This is a genomic window from Lysinibacillus sp. NPDC048646 (genome assembly GCF_050272295.1).
In the GTDB taxonomy this organism is placed as follows: Bacteria; Bacillota; Bacilli; order Bacillales_A; family Planococcaceae; genus Lysinibacillus.
The window spans coordinates 115,874-131,157 of record NZ_JBNNLZ010000002.1 but is presented as its reverse complement, the minus strand read 5'-3'; the positions used below and the strand labels follow the sequence as shown (position 1 = coordinate 131,157).

General features: G+C 37.5%; 14 protein-coding genes. 5 read left to right on the top strand and 9 right to left on the bottom strand.

Annotated features, from left to right (window positions below; translation table 11 throughout):
- Positions 1 to 31: 31 nt before the first annotated feature.
- Positions 32 to 742 carry a cytochrome c biogenesis CcdA family protein gene (locus tag ACQKII_RS02855; protein ID WP_427456155.1) on the bottom strand — a complete coding sequence of 237 codons (711 nt, stop codon included), beginning with the start codon at positions 740 to 742 and terminating at the stop codon, positions 32 to 34.
- 274 nt (positions 743 to 1,016) lie between these two features.
- On the bottom strand, positions 1,017 to 1,160 hold the full coding sequence (locus ACQKII_RS02850; RefSeq protein ID WP_427456153.1) for a hypothetical protein: 144 nt from the start codon (positions 1,158 to 1,160) through the stop codon (positions 1,017 to 1,019).
- A gap of 380 nt (positions 1,161 to 1,540) precedes the next feature.
- On the opposite strand from ACQKII_RS02850, the gene ACQKII_RS02845 reads away from it, so the two are divergent.
- The 4 genes from ACQKII_RS02845 to ACQKII_RS02830 all read left to right on the top strand — a co-directional run bounded on the left by ACQKII_RS02845 (position 1,541) and on the right by ACQKII_RS02830 (position 6,160).
- Positions 1,541 to 2,269, top strand: a complete 729-nt coding sequence (locus ACQKII_RS02845; protein WP_427456151.1) for a FadR/GntR family transcriptional regulator — start codon at positions 1,541 to 1,543, stop codon at positions 2,267 to 2,269.
- 633 nt (positions 2,270 to 2,902) lie between these two features.
- Positions 2,903 to 3,619: a (Fe-S)-binding protein gene (locus ACQKII_RS02840; RefSeq protein ID WP_427456149.1), complete on the top strand. Its 717-nt coding sequence runs from the start codon at positions 2,903 to 2,905 to the stop codon at positions 3,617 to 3,619.
- Positions 3,620 to 4,016: 397 nt separating this feature from the next.
- Positions 4,017 to 5,444: a LutB/LldF family L-lactate oxidation iron-sulfur protein gene (locus ACQKII_RS02835; RefSeq protein ID WP_427456147.1), complete on the top strand. Its 1,428-nt coding sequence runs from the start codon at positions 4,017 to 4,019 to the stop codon at positions 5,442 to 5,444.
- A complete protein-coding gene (locus ACQKII_RS02830) occupies positions 5,444 to 6,160 on the top strand; it encodes a LutC/YkgG family protein (protein ID WP_427456145.1) in 717 nt (238 codons plus the stop codon). The genes ACQKII_RS02835 and ACQKII_RS02830 overlap by 1 nt, the downstream gene beginning before the upstream one ends.
- Positions 6,161 to 6,452: 292 nt before the next feature.
- Here ACQKII_RS02830 and ACQKII_RS02825 read toward each other — a convergent pair whose 3' ends face one another.
- From ACQKII_RS02825 to ACQKII_RS02815, 3 genes are all read right to left on the bottom strand, one after another.
- Positions 6,453 to 7,436, bottom strand: coding sequence for an MBL fold metallo-hydrolase (locus ACQKII_RS02825; RefSeq protein WP_427456143.1), 984 nt, complete (start codon positions 7,434 to 7,436; stop codon positions 6,453 to 6,455).
- A gap of 173 nt (positions 7,437 to 7,609) precedes the next feature.
- Positions 7,610 to 7,987: an enoyl-CoA hydratase gene (locus ACQKII_RS02820; protein ID WP_427456142.1), complete on the bottom strand. Its 378-nt coding sequence runs from the start codon at positions 7,985 to 7,987 to the stop codon at positions 7,610 to 7,612.
- 453 nt (positions 7,988 to 8,440) lie between these two features.
- A complete protein-coding gene (locus ACQKII_RS02815) occupies positions 8,441 to 9,721 on the bottom strand; it encodes an MFS transporter (RefSeq protein ID WP_427456140.1) in 1,281 nt (426 codons plus the stop codon).
- Positions 9,722 to 9,937: 216 nt separating this feature from the next.
- Here ACQKII_RS02815 and ACQKII_RS02810 point away from each other — a divergent pair, with 216 nt between their 5' ends.
- Entirely contained in the window at positions 9,938 to 11,185 is a 1,248-nt protein-coding gene (locus tag ACQKII_RS02810) for a helix-turn-helix domain-containing protein (RefSeq protein ID WP_427456138.1), read from the top strand.
- Between the two features lie 122 nt (positions 11,186 to 11,307).
- On the opposite strand, the gene ACQKII_RS02805 is transcribed toward ACQKII_RS02810, so the two are convergent.
- The 4 genes from ACQKII_RS02805 to ACQKII_RS02790 are packed head-to-tail and all read right to left on the bottom strand — an operon-like array spanning position 11,308 to position 15,162.
- Positions 11,308 to 12,459: an MFS transporter gene (locus ACQKII_RS02805; RefSeq protein WP_427456136.1), complete on the bottom strand. Its 1,152-nt coding sequence runs from the start codon at positions 12,457 to 12,459 to the stop codon at positions 11,308 to 11,310.
- A gap of 3 nt (positions 12,460 to 12,462) precedes the next feature.
- On the bottom strand, positions 12,463 to 13,107 hold the full coding sequence (locus ACQKII_RS02800; protein ID WP_427456134.1) for an HAD family hydrolase: 645 nt from the start codon (positions 13,105 to 13,107) through the stop codon (positions 12,463 to 12,465).
- Position 13,108: 1 nt separating this feature from the next.
- A complete protein-coding gene (locus ACQKII_RS02795) occupies positions 13,109 to 14,116 on the bottom strand; it encodes an HD domain-containing protein (protein ID WP_427456132.1) in 1,008 nt (335 codons plus the stop codon).
- A complete protein-coding gene (locus tag ACQKII_RS02790) occupies positions 14,116 to 15,162 on the bottom strand; it encodes a YqcI/YcgG family protein (protein ID WP_427456130.1) in 1,047 nt (348 codons plus the stop codon). The genes ACQKII_RS02795 and ACQKII_RS02790 overlap by 1 nt, the downstream gene beginning before the upstream one ends.
- Between the last annotated feature and the right edge of the window lie 122 nt (positions 15,163 to 15,284).

Here is a 15,284-nt window from a genome sequence, read left to right as displayed (position 1 = left end):
AAAGTACAGTATGCCACTTTAGTTTAGCAGATTAGAAGCCTGTAAATCCACCAAAAATAGGCTCTAATAAGCGCGTGATATACGTTAAACCGTCAAAGAATAATAAAATCCCCACGGCAATCATAATATATCCGCCAATTTTCACGATTTTTTGACTGTGTGTTCGAATCCAAGCCATACGTGAAATAAAGAAAGACAACACGAAGAATGGTATCGCAAAGCCTAAATAATAGGCAAACATATAACTAAAGCCTGAGCCTGGATTTGCGCCAGCCAGTGAAATAATTGACATTAAAATTGGACCTGTACACGGTGTCCAACCAGCCGCAAAGGCTAAACCGATTAAAACAGAACCAAAATAGCCAGATGGTCGGCTCTTAAATTGGAATTTACGATCCCTCATTAAGAAATCGACCTGCAGTAATCCGACAATCATTAATCCAAAAACAACGATTAAAATAGCGCCAACTTGACGCAATAACGTTTGATAATTGAGGAAAAACTCTTTAGCAAAGGACGCACCAAGTCCAATCATGATGAAAATGATCGAGAATCCAAGTAAAAAGAATAGTGTATGCAAAATAGCGCGCTTTTGCATCATGCCTCGCTCAGATTTTAGCTCATCTAACGTCATGCCCGTTATGTATGATAAAAACGCAGGATACAGTGGGAGTGTACATGGCGAGATAAAGCTTAAAAATCCAGCACCAAAGGCTAAAAATACGTTAATATCAGTTTCCATATTTTTCATTCGCTCCTTACAGTTACTGCATCCATCGTACCAAAAATCACTGTAAATTGCGCCCTTCCTGTTTGTGAACGTTTCATGGCGGAATAATGTTGAAACAGTGAAGTGCCGCAACACTTCGGAAGGTCCTTTTGCATTATGCACTTCTAGCCCCTTTTCTGTCAACGTTCACAGCATCATGACAAAAGACGAGAGCGCCTCAATAAATCCCGAGACGATCTCGTCATAACCCTGCAAGGTATAGCGCATCGTTAACAGTGCTTTTGCATCACATTAAAATCTGCTTCGTTCCTTCTATTATAATGCAAGTCAATTCAATCAATAAATCTCCCGTTAAAATCGCATCACCTGCAGTGGGTATACCCAAGCTAAACTGCCACCGACCGCCTGTAAAATCTTGTGTGAACGTCAATTTTCATACTCCCAAATTTAATTTATCTCCACATTAAATTCGTCTTTATGTAGTTGCATCAATGGTTAACGCTCTGTTGTCATCATATTTAGCAGCTATTGTGACGTTACATCCACGCAAAAAATACCTATGGCTGACACTTCCCTTTCGGTACAAAATAGGTGGAGAAACGATGGGACAATCCTTTCATTTTATCCACATATTTCAATCATCAACAGGAGATTAGGTCATCTGATGAATGTATGTTACGATTATAGTTACTAATTTTTATACTTCTTAAATTCACGCGCATGACATTTATCAGTGAGTAATTTACAAACCTTCATGTATAATAAAACTACCATTACTGCAATTGACAGAAACAAATGAGGTGTAGTTCCTTGGAATTAAAGAAAATTAAACCAAAAAAAATATATGAAGAAGTCGCAGAAATCCTCTATGAAAAAATTCGAGCTGGCGAATTAAAGCCCGGAGATCGACTAGATTCGGTAGAACAATTAGCCGAACAGTTACAAGTAAGCAGGTCTGCTATCAGAGAGGCACTATCTGCTTTAAAAGCGATGGGCTTAATCGAAATTAAACAGGGTTCGGGCACCTTTGTCAAAAGTATTCAGGCCAACCAACTTGATTTCCCCTTATCAACAGCTATGTTAACTAATAAACAAGATGTCTCCCACCTGCTAGAAATCCGCAAAATTATTGAAGTTGGCGCTGCTGCTAGTGCTGCGATGCATCGAACAGAAGAAGATTTGCAAGCCATGATGCAAATTTTGGACGAAATGAAACGTGTACAAGGTGATGGTGAACTTGGAGAAAAAGTAGATTTTCAGTTCCATTCAGCAATTTCTACAGCCTCTCAAAATCCCCTTCTAGCAACTTTATTAAATCAAGTTTCTGGTTTAATGATTGAAACTATGAGAGAAACAAGACGTCTATGGTTGTTCTCTAAAAAAACGACGAGCGAGAAATTATATGATGAACATATGCAAATTTTCCTTGCTATTAAACATCAAAATGAAGAATTAGCGAAACAAACTATGGCTTCGCATCTAAGTAATGTGGAGAAAGTACTCATGCAATACTTTGAACGGACAGAGTCCATCAACTAATAAAGGCTGCCTCTTCTACGATGGGGAGCTCGGACTGTAGGCAAACTCAAATTTCTTTGAGTTTGTCTACAGTCTTTTTCTTTTTAGCATAAATAGTAAGAAACCGTTGATTTCCATTCCAGGCGCTCCCTTTCCGCAGGCACGGCTTCAACTAATCTTTGCGGCGGATCGCCACAAAAATGGATTTTCCGCACGTGCTGTTCCTGCAGGAGTGGCGCACCTTCCACTCCAATCAACTTGTATCACCTACGATATGCTATTCTGCTCTTTTAACCTGTTAAAAATACTTGAGGGTTACCTGTATTGCCATATACTCGCCCAAAAACAAGAGATGGTTTTTCCGCAAGTACAAATATGTCATACATAAAATTCAGGGGGAAAAATTTGAATTCTACTACCTTCAAAAACGACAAAATCCCCTGAGATGGATACTGTCGGGGGATTTTGTCTACAGTCTGGTTGCCTATTTTACATGGGCAGCTCTTTATTTTTTAGAAAATTTAATATTAACACTTTATTTCATCTGAAAAGGTGTAGTATTATAAAAACAATATATTCACCACCCTAGTCATCTGATGACCAGTTGATTAGGTGTTTTTGAGGGGAAAAAGGAGTAATGAAGGAGCGATGAACATGAAAGTAACACTTTTTGCGACTTGTTTAGTCGATATGTTTCAAGGTGATGTAGGAAAAGCAGTCGTGGAAGTATTAGAAAGACTTGGCTGCGACATTGACTTTCCAGAAAATCAAATTTGCTGTGGACAGCCAGCTTACAATAGCGGTTATGTGCAAGAATCGAAAAATGCGATAAAAAAAATGATCCTTGCTTTCGAACATGCTGAATATGTAGTCTCCCCTTCTGGTTCATGTGCCTATATGTTTAAAGAATATCCAGAAGTGTTTAAAGGTGATGCTGTTTGGGCGCCAAAAGCTCAAGCATTAGCAACAAAAACATATGAATTCACTGAATTTATTGTAGATGTATTAAAAATTGAAGATGTTGGTGCTCATTTAGAAGGCAAGGCTACTTATCATACTTCCTGCCATATGACGAGATTACTTGGTGTGCAAGAAGCGCCCATGAAATTGTTAAGCCATGTGAAGGGCTTACAGTATGTAGAGCTTCCAGGAAAAGATCGATGCTGTGGATTTGGTGGTACATTCTCAGTAAAGATGGGCAATATTTCAGGACAAATGGTAAGTGAAAAAGTACAAAATGTAGAAGAAACAGGCGCAGACATTTTAATCGGTGCGGATGCCGGTTGTTTAATCAATATCGGCGGTCGAATTGATCGACAAGGGAAACCGATCAAAGTCATGCATATTGCAGAAGTTCTAAACTGTCGATAAAGTGAAACTTCAATCAGTGGGGGTTCTTCATCCCCACTGATTGTTAGTTGAACCAATCGGGCATTTACGGTCAGTTGTTTGACCACCTCGTCTTTCAACTCAAGGTTGGCGTCTTACTGACCGTTAATGCGGGATAGAGTGAAACTTCAATCAGTTGAGGGCTTTATCCCCCACTGCTTGCTAGTTGAACCAATCGGACTTTTACGGGCAGTTAATGCAGGTTAAATAAGAAAAGCTAAAGGCGCCCTGGAGAGTCCATAGAGAAAATAAACGCTCCACCACTTTCGACCGAAGGAGCAGAGTGTGACGCGAAGGGACTGGGCGATGAAGCAAGACACTGCTAAAAATACTTATACTTTCTTATTCAGCAATCAATCATCTCCAAGGAGGGGTACAGATGTCAATGAAAACCAGTGATGATCCGTTTAAAAATCGGGTTTCAAAAGAATTAACCAATACGTTTATGCGAGGTGCCGTATCAAGTGCTCAGGAGCGGTTCCAAACACGCCGCCTCATGCAAGCGGACGAACTGGGCAATTGGGAAGAATGGCGCTCGCACGGTGAAGAAATTCGCCAACATGTGCTGGCAAACTTAGATTACTACTTATACGAACTAAGCGAAAACGTGTCAAAAAGAGGTGGACACGTCTTCTTCGCTCAAACAGCTGAAGAAGCGACAGCCTATATTCAAAACATCGCCAAAGACAAACAAGCGAAAAAAATCGTTAAATCCAAATCGATGGTAACGGAAGAAATTCATTTAAACGCAGCACTTGAGCAACTTGGCTGTGAGGTTATTGAGACTGACCTTGGTGAATACATTTTACAGGTAGACGACCATGAGCCACCCTCCCATATCGTTGTCCCTGCCCTGCATAAAAACAAAGAGCAAATTCGTGATGTCTTTAAAGAAAAGCAGGGCTACGATAAAACCGAAAAACCAGAAGAACTCGCACTTTATGTGCGCGAAAAATTGCGTAACGAGTACTTAACCGCAGACATTGGCATTACAGGCTGTAACTTCGCCATCGCAGAAAGTGGCTCCATTACTCTTGTAACAAACGAAGGAAATGCGGATTTAGTAACAGCCTTACCGAAAACGCAAATTACAGTTATGGGCATGGAAAGAATTGTCCCTACCTTTGAAGAGATGGAAGTGCTCGTAAGTCTGTTAACAAGAAGTGCGGTTGGTCAAAAGCTTACAAGTTATATTACGACACTAACAGGCGTAAAAGATGAAGGCGATACGGACGGCCCAGAGGAATTCCATTTAGTCATTGTTGATAACGGAAGGTCAGACATCCTGGGTGGAGAATTCCAACCAATCCTACAATGTATTCGCTGCGCAGCATGTGTCAATGCTTGCCCCGTTTACCGTCATGTCGGTGGTCATACGTATGGTTCTATTTACTCTGGACCAGTCGGTGTCGTGCTATCACCATTATTAGGAGGTTATGATGATTTCAAAGAATTACCTTACGCTTCCACATTATGCGGTGCTTGTACCGACGCTTGTCCAGTGAAAATTCCCTTGCACCAACTTATTCATAAGCATCGCCAAGTTATTGTTGAAAACGAAGGAAAAGCACCTGTTTCTGAAAAGCTTTTAATGAAAGCATTTGGTTTTGGCGCTTCCTCCCCTTCCTTATTTAAAATGGCGACAAAAATGGCATCACCAATCATGTCTCCATTTACCAAAGATAATAAGATTTCAAACGGTCCAGGACCATTGAAAGCATGGACAGAAGAAAGGGATTTTCCAGCACCAAACAAAGAAAACTTCCGTGATTGGTTCAAAAAACGCCCACAAGGAGGCGAAGAATAATGAGTGGTAACATTCAAAACCGAGATACATTTTTAAATAAAATTGCCAATCAACTAAAGCGTGCACCGAAAAGAGAAATTGAACAACCAACTTGGCAATATCAACCACAAGACCGCGTCCTACAAGATGCAACACAAGACGAATTAGTGACTGTGCTACAAGAACAATGCCAAAACATTCATACAAATTTAGTCATCACAACTACCGCAAATCTTGCGGATGCCCTCCAAACAGTTGTCGAAAGTTTTGGTGGCCGTTCAGTCGTAACGTGGAAAGACGATCGCTTTCATAAGTACGGACTGTCTAATTTAATGAACGAACAATGGCCACAAGCAGACATCGAGCTTCACGTTTGGAACTATGAACAACCTGAGGAAAACATCCGACAAGCGGAAAAAGCAAATATCGGTATTACCATAAGTGAAATCACACTAGCCGAGTCAGGAACGGCTGTGTTATTTAGCGATAAAGATAAAGGCAGATCTGTCAGCTTTTTACCTGAAAAATCTATTATTTTGATTCCCAAAAGCACAATCGTGCCACGCATGACGCAAGCGGCTCGCTGGATACGAGAAAAAATAAAAAGTGGTGAAAAAGTGGCTTCGTGCGTCAATTTCATCACAGGGCCAAGTAACTCTGCGGATATCGAAATGATACTCGTCGTTGGCGTACATGGACCTATTAAAGCCACTTATATTGTCATCGAAGATCAATAAAGTAAAACTTCAAACCGTGGGGGTCTTCTTCTACCCTCACGGTATTGTACGTTGAACCAATCGGGCGTCTACGGTCAGTTGTTCGCACAAATTGTGTACTCGTTTCCTCTTTCCACTTGAGGTGGGGGTCTTACTGACTAACCAAAGAATTTAAGGCAAAATGAAAAGGATTAAGTTTGGTACAACATCCAACTCAATCCTTTTAAGTTGCTTGACAAAGTGTTTAGCTAGTCCGTGATTGTTAAAATGAATAGCCTATTTGAAGCATTGTTATCGTGACCCGGTTCTATTTTTAAATGAGCAGATTTTGAGTTTTCCAGTCTCTTGGCTTTATATTGTTCTTTAGCCATTGCTGTTCAGGTGCTTGATATGGCGTATTGGCCATTAAACAATTATTGTGCCAACTTGCCGCTCCAGAGCGAATCATTTCATCGAGCAAAATTTGAACAAAATCTTTGGGTGGCGTTTGAAAAGCATGACGCGCAAAATCTTGGAACCATCCACATTTTAATAAGTAGTTATCCAATTCTTCTCTTGCTAATCCATTATTAATGATTAATGTGAAAGAAAAAATTCGCTTACACGCATGCCATGAAACTTTCTCAGGCTTACCCATCCACTTTTCAAGTCGCTTCCTTGCCATATCAATAGTGTCTAATGGGTTTTCTATCTGAGGTCCGTGCCCTGGATATGCTGTTTGTATTCGAAGTTTGGCTAACCTGTCCAAACTTTCTATTGAGCGTTGAATGGCGTTCACCCCTTCTCTAAAGATATTCAGCCATCCAATATCATTTTTATGAAAAAGATCCCCACAAATTAATAGCTCTTTAGCAGGTTCATATAAAGAAATATGTCCTAATGTATGTCCAGGTGTATGGAAAACTTGCAAAATACTACTCCCCGTATCAATTTCATCGTTATCGGAGAGCATTTTATCTACGCTGTAGGGTTCTACTGGCTGATCTAACCATTCTGCACTACAAGCTTCAGCATCACCAACATTTATTAAATCCGCCTCCCATTTATGAGCGGCAATGGGTAAACTATAGTTTTTTTGCAAATGGAAATTGCCACCTACATGGTCACTATGATAGTGGGTGTTCACAATAAGATGCAATTCTTTAGGTAAAACACCGGCGTCTGTTATTAGTTGTTCTGTGTCTTTTACATCACTGCCAAAACCACTGTCTACAAGAATCGGAAGTTGATCCTTAATCAGAATCATATTTGCACTTGGAAATTTTCTCTCAAAGAACGTAATAGTGGATTTATTCATCAGCTATTCTCCTTTAATTTAACATGATAAAGTACTGTGATCACATTCGAACTACTTTTTATGCAAAGCTTATGTTATTCAACATAATGTTGTGCATACAGTAAATAAATCTCTCAAACACGCCATGAAATATCTGCCTTGTCCAAAAACTTTTTAAAGAATGTCTTTACAACCTAGAGGATTATTCCTGCAAAGTTTCCTGTTAATACTTCTTTCTCATGCTGATTTTTACATAAAAACGTGGTACTTATAGCTGTTCTATTATTTTCTTGCTTCTCGTATTTTTCAATTTTCACTTCACAAATAATCGTATCACTTGTAAATACAGGTCGTAAAAATTCAAAATTCATCGTACGAGCTAATACATTATGATCTCCCCCCACTTTTGTGGGCAGAGTTGCTGTTAATAAGCCTTGCACAACCAGTTTCCCTCGTTCATCTGGCGTTATATGATGGATGCCTTGATCACATGAAATTGTTGTAAATAATTCAACATCTGTTTCTGTAAAAGTTCTTTCAAAGGTAATGCTATCCCCTACTTTTAACGACATCTAAATCCCCCTATTCTTTTTACATTACTAATTATCCTAATTTTCAGAATATACAATTTATTATACTCTTTTTTATGAACATGGCTTGTAGAATCTACTTTTTTTCTTAAACAATTTTCTAGAATCCTCCAAACATTTTACTTTTACCTAGTAATGAAAATACAGAGGCACTGTCCCAAAAGTCCTTCAAACAATAACAATCGTTGCTTTCCGCACAATACTCCTATCTACAATTTTACTTTTTGGACAGCCCATTTAAAAAGCCTGATACTTTTTTAAGTACCAGACTTTTCAAACGGCTTTAGTTACCTGTAAAGCTGATTCACGATCAGACAGTTCCTCGTTCAAGGTTTCAAGCAAATTAAGTGCCTCCACCCCTTTCAATCGACGACTTGCTTTTTATATTCGTTATTCAAAGCACTTTAAAGAGCCTCTTAGAAATTTGCATTTTAACTAAGATTGAACGCTTTCCATAGTTGGCTCCATCAATTCAGGATGTGCTTCTTTTAACACAGCTGGTCTTAGTAGTACAAGCGTAATGGTAACAATAATGACACTCGTAACAAGCAGAATCCCCGTCGCTGGTAACGTATCATATAATACGCCGTACACCAGCATTCCAAGCGGCATCATCGACATCGACATTGTTTCCATAAGCCCGAACACGCGTCCACGATATTCCTCAGAAATGAGCTTTTGCATAAAGACGCCAAGTGGCATATTAATACCCATTTCAAAAATAGCGAAAATAAAATAGAGAACGATGTAAAAGATAAAAATCGTAATATACGAAAGATTTGTCACTAATGGTATTACCGCTAGCCCTAGACTACTAGACAGGAGCAATATACTAATCTTAGAGAACCGCAACGGTACTTTAACTTCTGCCTGTGTTGCAAAATAGAGAGAAGCTACCAACATACCAATTGCGCCTGACGCTTGAATAAAGCCAAAATGTGTTGACTTTACTTTCAGTACTTCAATAATAATATAGGTTCCGCCAACAACGATGGCTGAGAAAAATAAATTAATCCATAATGACAGCCACATCACCACTTTAATGACTTTTTGCTGTTTGATATAGCGAAAGCCACTTGCCAAACCTGCCCACATTTTTTCCTTCTCTACATCTTCCCCTCGTGTACTATATAAATTGAAGTTCATCGTTGCCTCTAAACAAAAGGCAATCACATAGGCAACCATATGCACCAATAAAAATACTTCCATCGAAAAAAAGCCGTACATCATCCCGCCGATAACGGGTCCACCAATAGCAGCTACTGACATCGACATTTGATTGAACGACATCGCACGCTGTAAACGCTCCGGATTCACAAGTGTAGCGATTGCCGAGCTAAACGTTACACCCGAAAACGCTGAGCACAGCGTATAGAATACGGTCGTCACATAAATCGCATTGACTGACATACCTACTGTCTCCGTATAAAGTAGTAAACCACCCATCGTCAAAACCGTTCCCGCCTGTGCCAATAAAATGGTGCGTTTCTTTGAAAAATTATCGGCTACATAACCCGCAAGTGGCGCTACGAGAGCGCGCGGTAATATGGAACAAATCATATTCGTCGCAAAGCTCATGGCAGAACCTGTCATTGCTAAAATATACAAACTAATACCAAATGACAGGACATGCGACCCTAACAAGGCAATCATTTTACTAGCGGTAAAAGTCCACAAATGATAAGTCGCCTTTTTATATTTTTCCGCTTCATTCATCTAAAATCCCTCCAATTGTTCAATTAATTTTAAATGTTTAATTTAATTAAACAAAATATAGCATAGTTGTGCCTTTTCACGCAAGCAAAAGTTTAATATAATTAAACAAAAGATATGTGCATTCAAATCAACAGCAAGCTCAGTTTTATAGTATGAATGCCTAGACATTGAGTACATGAAGTATTATTGTTATTATGCGAGAAAGGAGGCGAGGCAGTGAACTCTTTAGGCACTCGGATTCGCAAATTACGGAAGGAACGAAAATTAACATTAGAGGCACTTGCCGCCGACCGTCTAACCAAGGGTATGCTAAGCCAAATTGAAAATGACAAAGCCAAGCCATCCATGGAGAGCTTGGATTATATAGCGGAACGTCTTGGCGTAAAAGCAAGTGAGCTACTTGAACAGGTAACGCCCGCTACAATTCGTCACCTTTTAGAGCAAGTGGAAATCTTGTTTGCTGAGGTAAAGCGTGGAGATGCGGACAACCATCAGCAAATCGTTGAGATGATTGAGTCTTACGCGGAAGATCTCCCTTTAAGCTATGAGGCTGGGCGTTTGCTTTATATATATGCAGATGCACAATATGAAGCAGGTTTATCGACATGGGCGTCACCATTGCAACAAGCACGGCAAATATTTAAAGAAATCAATTTACTGAGCCATTGGTTTAAAACATATATGTTACAGCTGACCATTTTAGCGGAAAACCGTCAATATGATGAGGCTTATGCCTGTATCATGCAGGCAAAAGAGAAAATTGCGCATGAAAATTATCAGCTAGATTCACGAGATTCGGGCAAATTGGCTTATTACATTAGCATCCTTCAGCTGGCAATTGGTGAGCATGAAGCAGGTAAACAACTGATAAATGAAACCATTACAAATGCCCACAAAAACCAACTGTACTATCATATAGATGATATGTATCGTATCGCAGCTTATTGTGCCATGATTGATGGTGATTTCGTACAAGCAGAGCATATGATGATGAAGCTTGAGCAGTATCGTATTTTTGTAGAACAGGTGGATGTGGACGCATTTATCTTCGTATTAAGAGCGCATTATTATAACAATTATACAGGCGATTATCAGCAGGCTTTGATTGAAATTGAACGTTTTAAAGCCCTCGTACATGGAGATAAAGAAAAATTGGATGAAAACTTTTATTACGCAGAAAAAGGGAAATCCTACTATTTGCTTGGTCAGCATACGGAGGCAAAGGAAGCATTTGAACACTATAAAGAAATCCCTATGTACACTTCACATCCGTATGATTTGTTGAGTATGAATGAATGCTTCTCCTATAAAGCGCTTAACTACGCACAGCTTGGCGAGTTAACAACGGCTTACGACATCGCCAAAAAAGCCTACATGGATTCGCAAGAGCTGATCGACCTCCCCTATAAAGAAAAGATTAAGGAAGTTTATTTTTCGATCAAAGCACAGATTGATTTGGTTTAGTATGATGCAAGTAAAAAAATTAGGACCAACGATAAAGGAATTCACCTTCTTGGTGAATTCCTTTTTATAGTTGTTTATAGATACTACTACTTCCCAGCCAAACTTAATGCCAAAACAAACGATTAATGCACTTCTATTCGCCTTAAACTTTGTAATAAAATGAAAGAAATACCACTAAGTCCAATCGCAACTAACAATGAGTACGTAAATTCATTGTCCATAGCAAAGAGCATTCCTCCCAAGAGAGAGCCTATGCCAATACCTAAATTCAAAATGGCAATATTATAACTAAATAATTGGCTTGGATCACCTTTGACAAATTGCAGTAATGCATACTGAACCGTAGGATTCGTTCCCCAATGGAACAAATTCCACAGTAAAATACATAAAAGCACTATCGTTACATTACCGGACCCTAACAATAAACCGAGCAATGATACACTATAAACGACAGTTATTATCGTGCCACTTAAGACATATCCATATTTTTCAGCAAGCAGGTTCCCTAACTTAGAACCGATTACGCCCGCTACACCTGATATAAATAAAGCAATACTAACTACTGAAAGTGAATGCCCACCTTGGCGAATCAATGGTTCCACATATGTAAATAACAAACTAGTTGAAACCATCATTAAAAACAAAAACAGTAAAATAATGATGACCCCTTTTTTCGAAAGTACATGATAGTCGCCTTGATTGTTTTGCACAGTTTCAAATGCCATCTTATTGATACCAAAGTGAATCATTGCTAAGCACAAAAGTGCAATGCAGCAAATAAGATAAAAAGGAACTGACCAATCAAAGTAATTCGCTAGCAGCATACCAAGTGGTATACCTAAAATATTAGCTGCGCTAAAGCCAACATAGATATTAGCAACTACCTTTGCTTTTTTTTCTGGTACACATATTTTTGCACCAATTGCCATTAATTTCACCGTAATAAGTGAAGCACTTCCAGCAAGAATCACTCTTAGTACACAAAGCATTGCAAATGATCGGACCCATATTGTGAGAAACGTTACTAAAATAAATATGAGGATACTTCCGACTAACGTATACTTATCCGCCCATTTTCTTGTCCATTTCGTTAAAAGTGGACTGAGGACCGCAAAGGCACAAGCATAAATTGTCACAAGTTGTCCCATTAAAGCTGGCGATACATGAAATGCCTTACTCATAGGCAAAAGAATGCCCACCACTATTAAATCCGATACCCCAACAATAAACATTGTCAGAAATCCAATAATGGTTATTTTGGTTTCTTTACTCATAGTTTAACTCTTCAATAGCAGCAGGTCCAAGACGTCACTAATACAATAGTTTGGTTGTTCTTTTTGTAGTTGTTCTTCAGAATGACTACCCCAAGTCACTGCACACGTCTTACATCCAGCTGCTTTACCCATTTGTATATCGAAAATGGCATCACCAATCATTACGCATGCTTGTAAATCTAGTTGATGGCGTTCGACTAGTTTAAAAATCCCCTCTGGATGAGGTTTATAATGCTTAACTTGGTCAGAGCCAATATAATCTTCAAAAAATCGGTTAATTTGAAGTGCCTGTAAATTTCGTAGAAGCACATCGGTTTTTTTGCTCGAAACAACAAAACACTGTTTTCCTTGTTTGTTTAGCTCCTCTAACACATCCATCATTTTTGGAAAAAGAGAGAGCGATTCATTTTCAAATTTTTTATATTCCCTGCGGAAAATAGCAAGTAACTCCTCAAATAAAGACTCTTCTAACTGTATGGATGCCATTTCTTTAAATGATTGTTCGATAGGAATGCCCATGTAATATTCAATTATCTCCACACTTGGCGTTTCAAGCTCTAGTAATCGAAATGCTTCTTGCGTAGCAAGTACGCTACATTGTTTTGAGTCTGCTAACGTCCCATCAAAATCAAATATATATGATTTCATATTATTTATTCACCTGTCTATATAGTTCTATAATTTCTAATTCATTCATTTTACAAATATTATCACAGACGCTTCTATAATGATACGAACATTTGGAATAATTGTCATTTAATAGACAATAGAATACTTTTGTCATAATTTTATGAATATCGCAAATCGAAGTCAAAAATTCTTCAGATTTAAAATAAGTGTCTTGAATTAAAAGTTTTACATAACTCGTTATAATCTTATAAAAAATATTTGCCTCTAGTACTTGTTTATCATTCATGAATATAAAACTACACATTGTATACACATATTGATGCAAGTTATTTATTTGTAAAATATTTTCCATTTTATCAATAAAGTATTTAAACTCATTCCATGAAATATGATGCTTAAATTTCTTATATATGATGCGTAGAATCTCATCTTTCAACGTTGATTTTGAAAATAAATGATAATCATAGAGTTTGGTTATAAAAAACAAATCTCTAAAATCACTGTATGTATAACAAATTTCATCTGCAAAATCAATTATGCTTCTTTCGTCAGTCATAATCGCCGATAATGGTTCTAAATATGCTCGCATAGTAGAGTAATAACCTTTAGTTATACGCTGTCCATCTGATTTTTCTGGAATTTCCTTGGTATGTTTAAATACAACAGCTATTGTTTCATTTGTAACTTTTAAATCTTTTGAAAGAATATGAAGTGCTTGAGCATTAGATTCAAATCCACCGTGTGATTTCATTAAGAAATTCAATATTTTCTCTCCATCATGACCAAATGGTGGATGACCTATATCATGTGCAATAGCCCCGCTAATAATGTGTACTTTACTCAAATTTTTTGTATATTGAAGATTATCAGCTAATATAAGAGCTGCTTTAACAACTTGGTGACTATGATCAAAGCGGTTAGTGACATCCTTATTAAATAAAATTAACTGCGTTTTATCTTGCAATTTTGAAAAAATATCTGAATTCATTATTCTATTAAAATCATTTAAAGTTTCAATTCGATTCATTAAGTAAATTGCATTATATGCTTAGCGGTTAACACATGTAATGCCAATAAATCATTTAAATGCTCTATTTCAAATCCATCAAAATTAGCTATAGTTCCGACTTTACAGCAAGTTTGGACGTTTTCAAATTCTTGTATAATATCTGGTGACTTACTGATATGCAGGTCTTTATTGGTAATTATCCTTTTAACGTCAACCTTCAATAACGTAGGTAAATGTGCCGACTCATTGAATAGGATCAATTCAAAATTCTTTTCTAAATGAATGAAATTTTGTAGGTTTTGTAAATCATCAAAATTAACATCTAGAAACACTCTTTCTGGTAAATAGGGTTCAAATAGCCAAGGTTGATAGGATGGCTTGTCATTTGTATCCCCAATAAAATAAGAAAGTTTCATAGGTGTAGGTTCATCTTCAGTTCCAATTATAGGACCTAATCCTGGATGCACTGGACAACCGTCAAATTTTAATGCTAAGTTTCTAACTTTACGTTGAGCATTGGCTTTAATTGTATTATTTTCTTTAAAAAATTCATTAGAGCGATTAAATGTTTGTAATGCCAATATTAAAAAGCTATTTAAATTACGTGATTTGCGATTTTTATAACTGTTACTGCTAAAGTTAATAAACCACAACTCCTGTTTAAATCTAAATGAAAAATCATCATCTAATGGATTAAAAGGTTCATTTGGTTCAAATATATTTTTCATCTTTTTTAGCAAATCCCAGGCTAAAAATTGTTTAGATTGGAGACTCATTTCACCTATTGGTTGAAAGAAGACCAATAAACCTGACAAACCAGCTTTATCTACTTCTAATTGACTAATCTCTGTTAGATAATTATCTATATCCTGTTCTAATTCTCTAGGATCATACGGATAATTTAAAGCTGCAATATAATGGGCTTTCTTTTTGAAACCTTGGGTACCAAATACACAAGGAAAATCTTTAGCTTCCACAATTTTTTGAGCCTTTATTGTTTCTGAAGTTAACCATTCATAATCCGACGGAAATTTAGTATTCATTTTCTCTTGCTTAATTAGCACATAAACTCCTCCTTAGACTTTGAATATTTAGAAGAGATTAACGACCGATTAGATCCCAAATTAAAGCGATAATATTCATAATTTAACCCTCCCTTTATTATTCAATAATCTAATTATTAGAT

Excerpts from the sequence above, each read along its gene's own strand:
- ACQKII_RS02835 (WP_427456147.1), top strand. The coding sequence starts at position 4,017 with ATGTCAATGAAAACCAGTGATGATCCGTTTAAAAATCGGGTTTCAAAA.
- ACQKII_RS02795 (WP_427456132.1), bottom strand. The coding sequence starts at position 14,116 with ATGAATCGAATTGAAACTTTAAATGATTTTAATAGAATAATGAATTCA.
- ACQKII_RS02800 (WP_427456134.1), bottom strand. The coding sequence starts at position 13,107 with ATGAAATCATATATATTTGATTTTGATGGGACGTTAGCAGACTCAAAA.
- ACQKII_RS02815 (WP_427456140.1), bottom strand. The coding sequence starts at position 9,721 with ATGAATGAAGCGGAAAAATATAAAAAGGCGACTTATCATTTGTGGACT.
- ACQKII_RS02825 (WP_427456143.1), bottom strand. The coding sequence starts at position 7,436 with ATGAATAAATCCACTATTACGTTCTTTGAGAGAAAATTTCCAAGTGCA.
- ACQKII_RS02855 (WP_427456155.1), bottom strand. The coding sequence starts at position 742 with ATGGAAACTGATATTAACGTATTTTTAGCCTTTGGTGCTGGATTTTTA.
- ACQKII_RS02840 (WP_427456149.1), top strand. The coding sequence starts at position 2,903 with ATGAAAGTAACACTTTTTGCGACTTGTTTAGTCGATATGTTTCAAGGT.
- ACQKII_RS02830 (WP_427456145.1), top strand. The coding sequence starts at position 5,444 with ATGAGTGGTAACATTCAAAACCGAGATACATTTTTAAATAAAATTGCC.
- ACQKII_RS02805 (WP_427456136.1), bottom strand. The coding sequence starts at position 12,459 with ATGAGTAAAGAAACCAAAATAACCATTATTGGATTTCTGACAATGTTT.
- ACQKII_RS02820 (WP_427456142.1), bottom strand. The coding sequence starts at position 7,987 with ATGTCGTTAAAAGTAGGGGATAGCATTACCTTTGAAAGAACTTTTACA.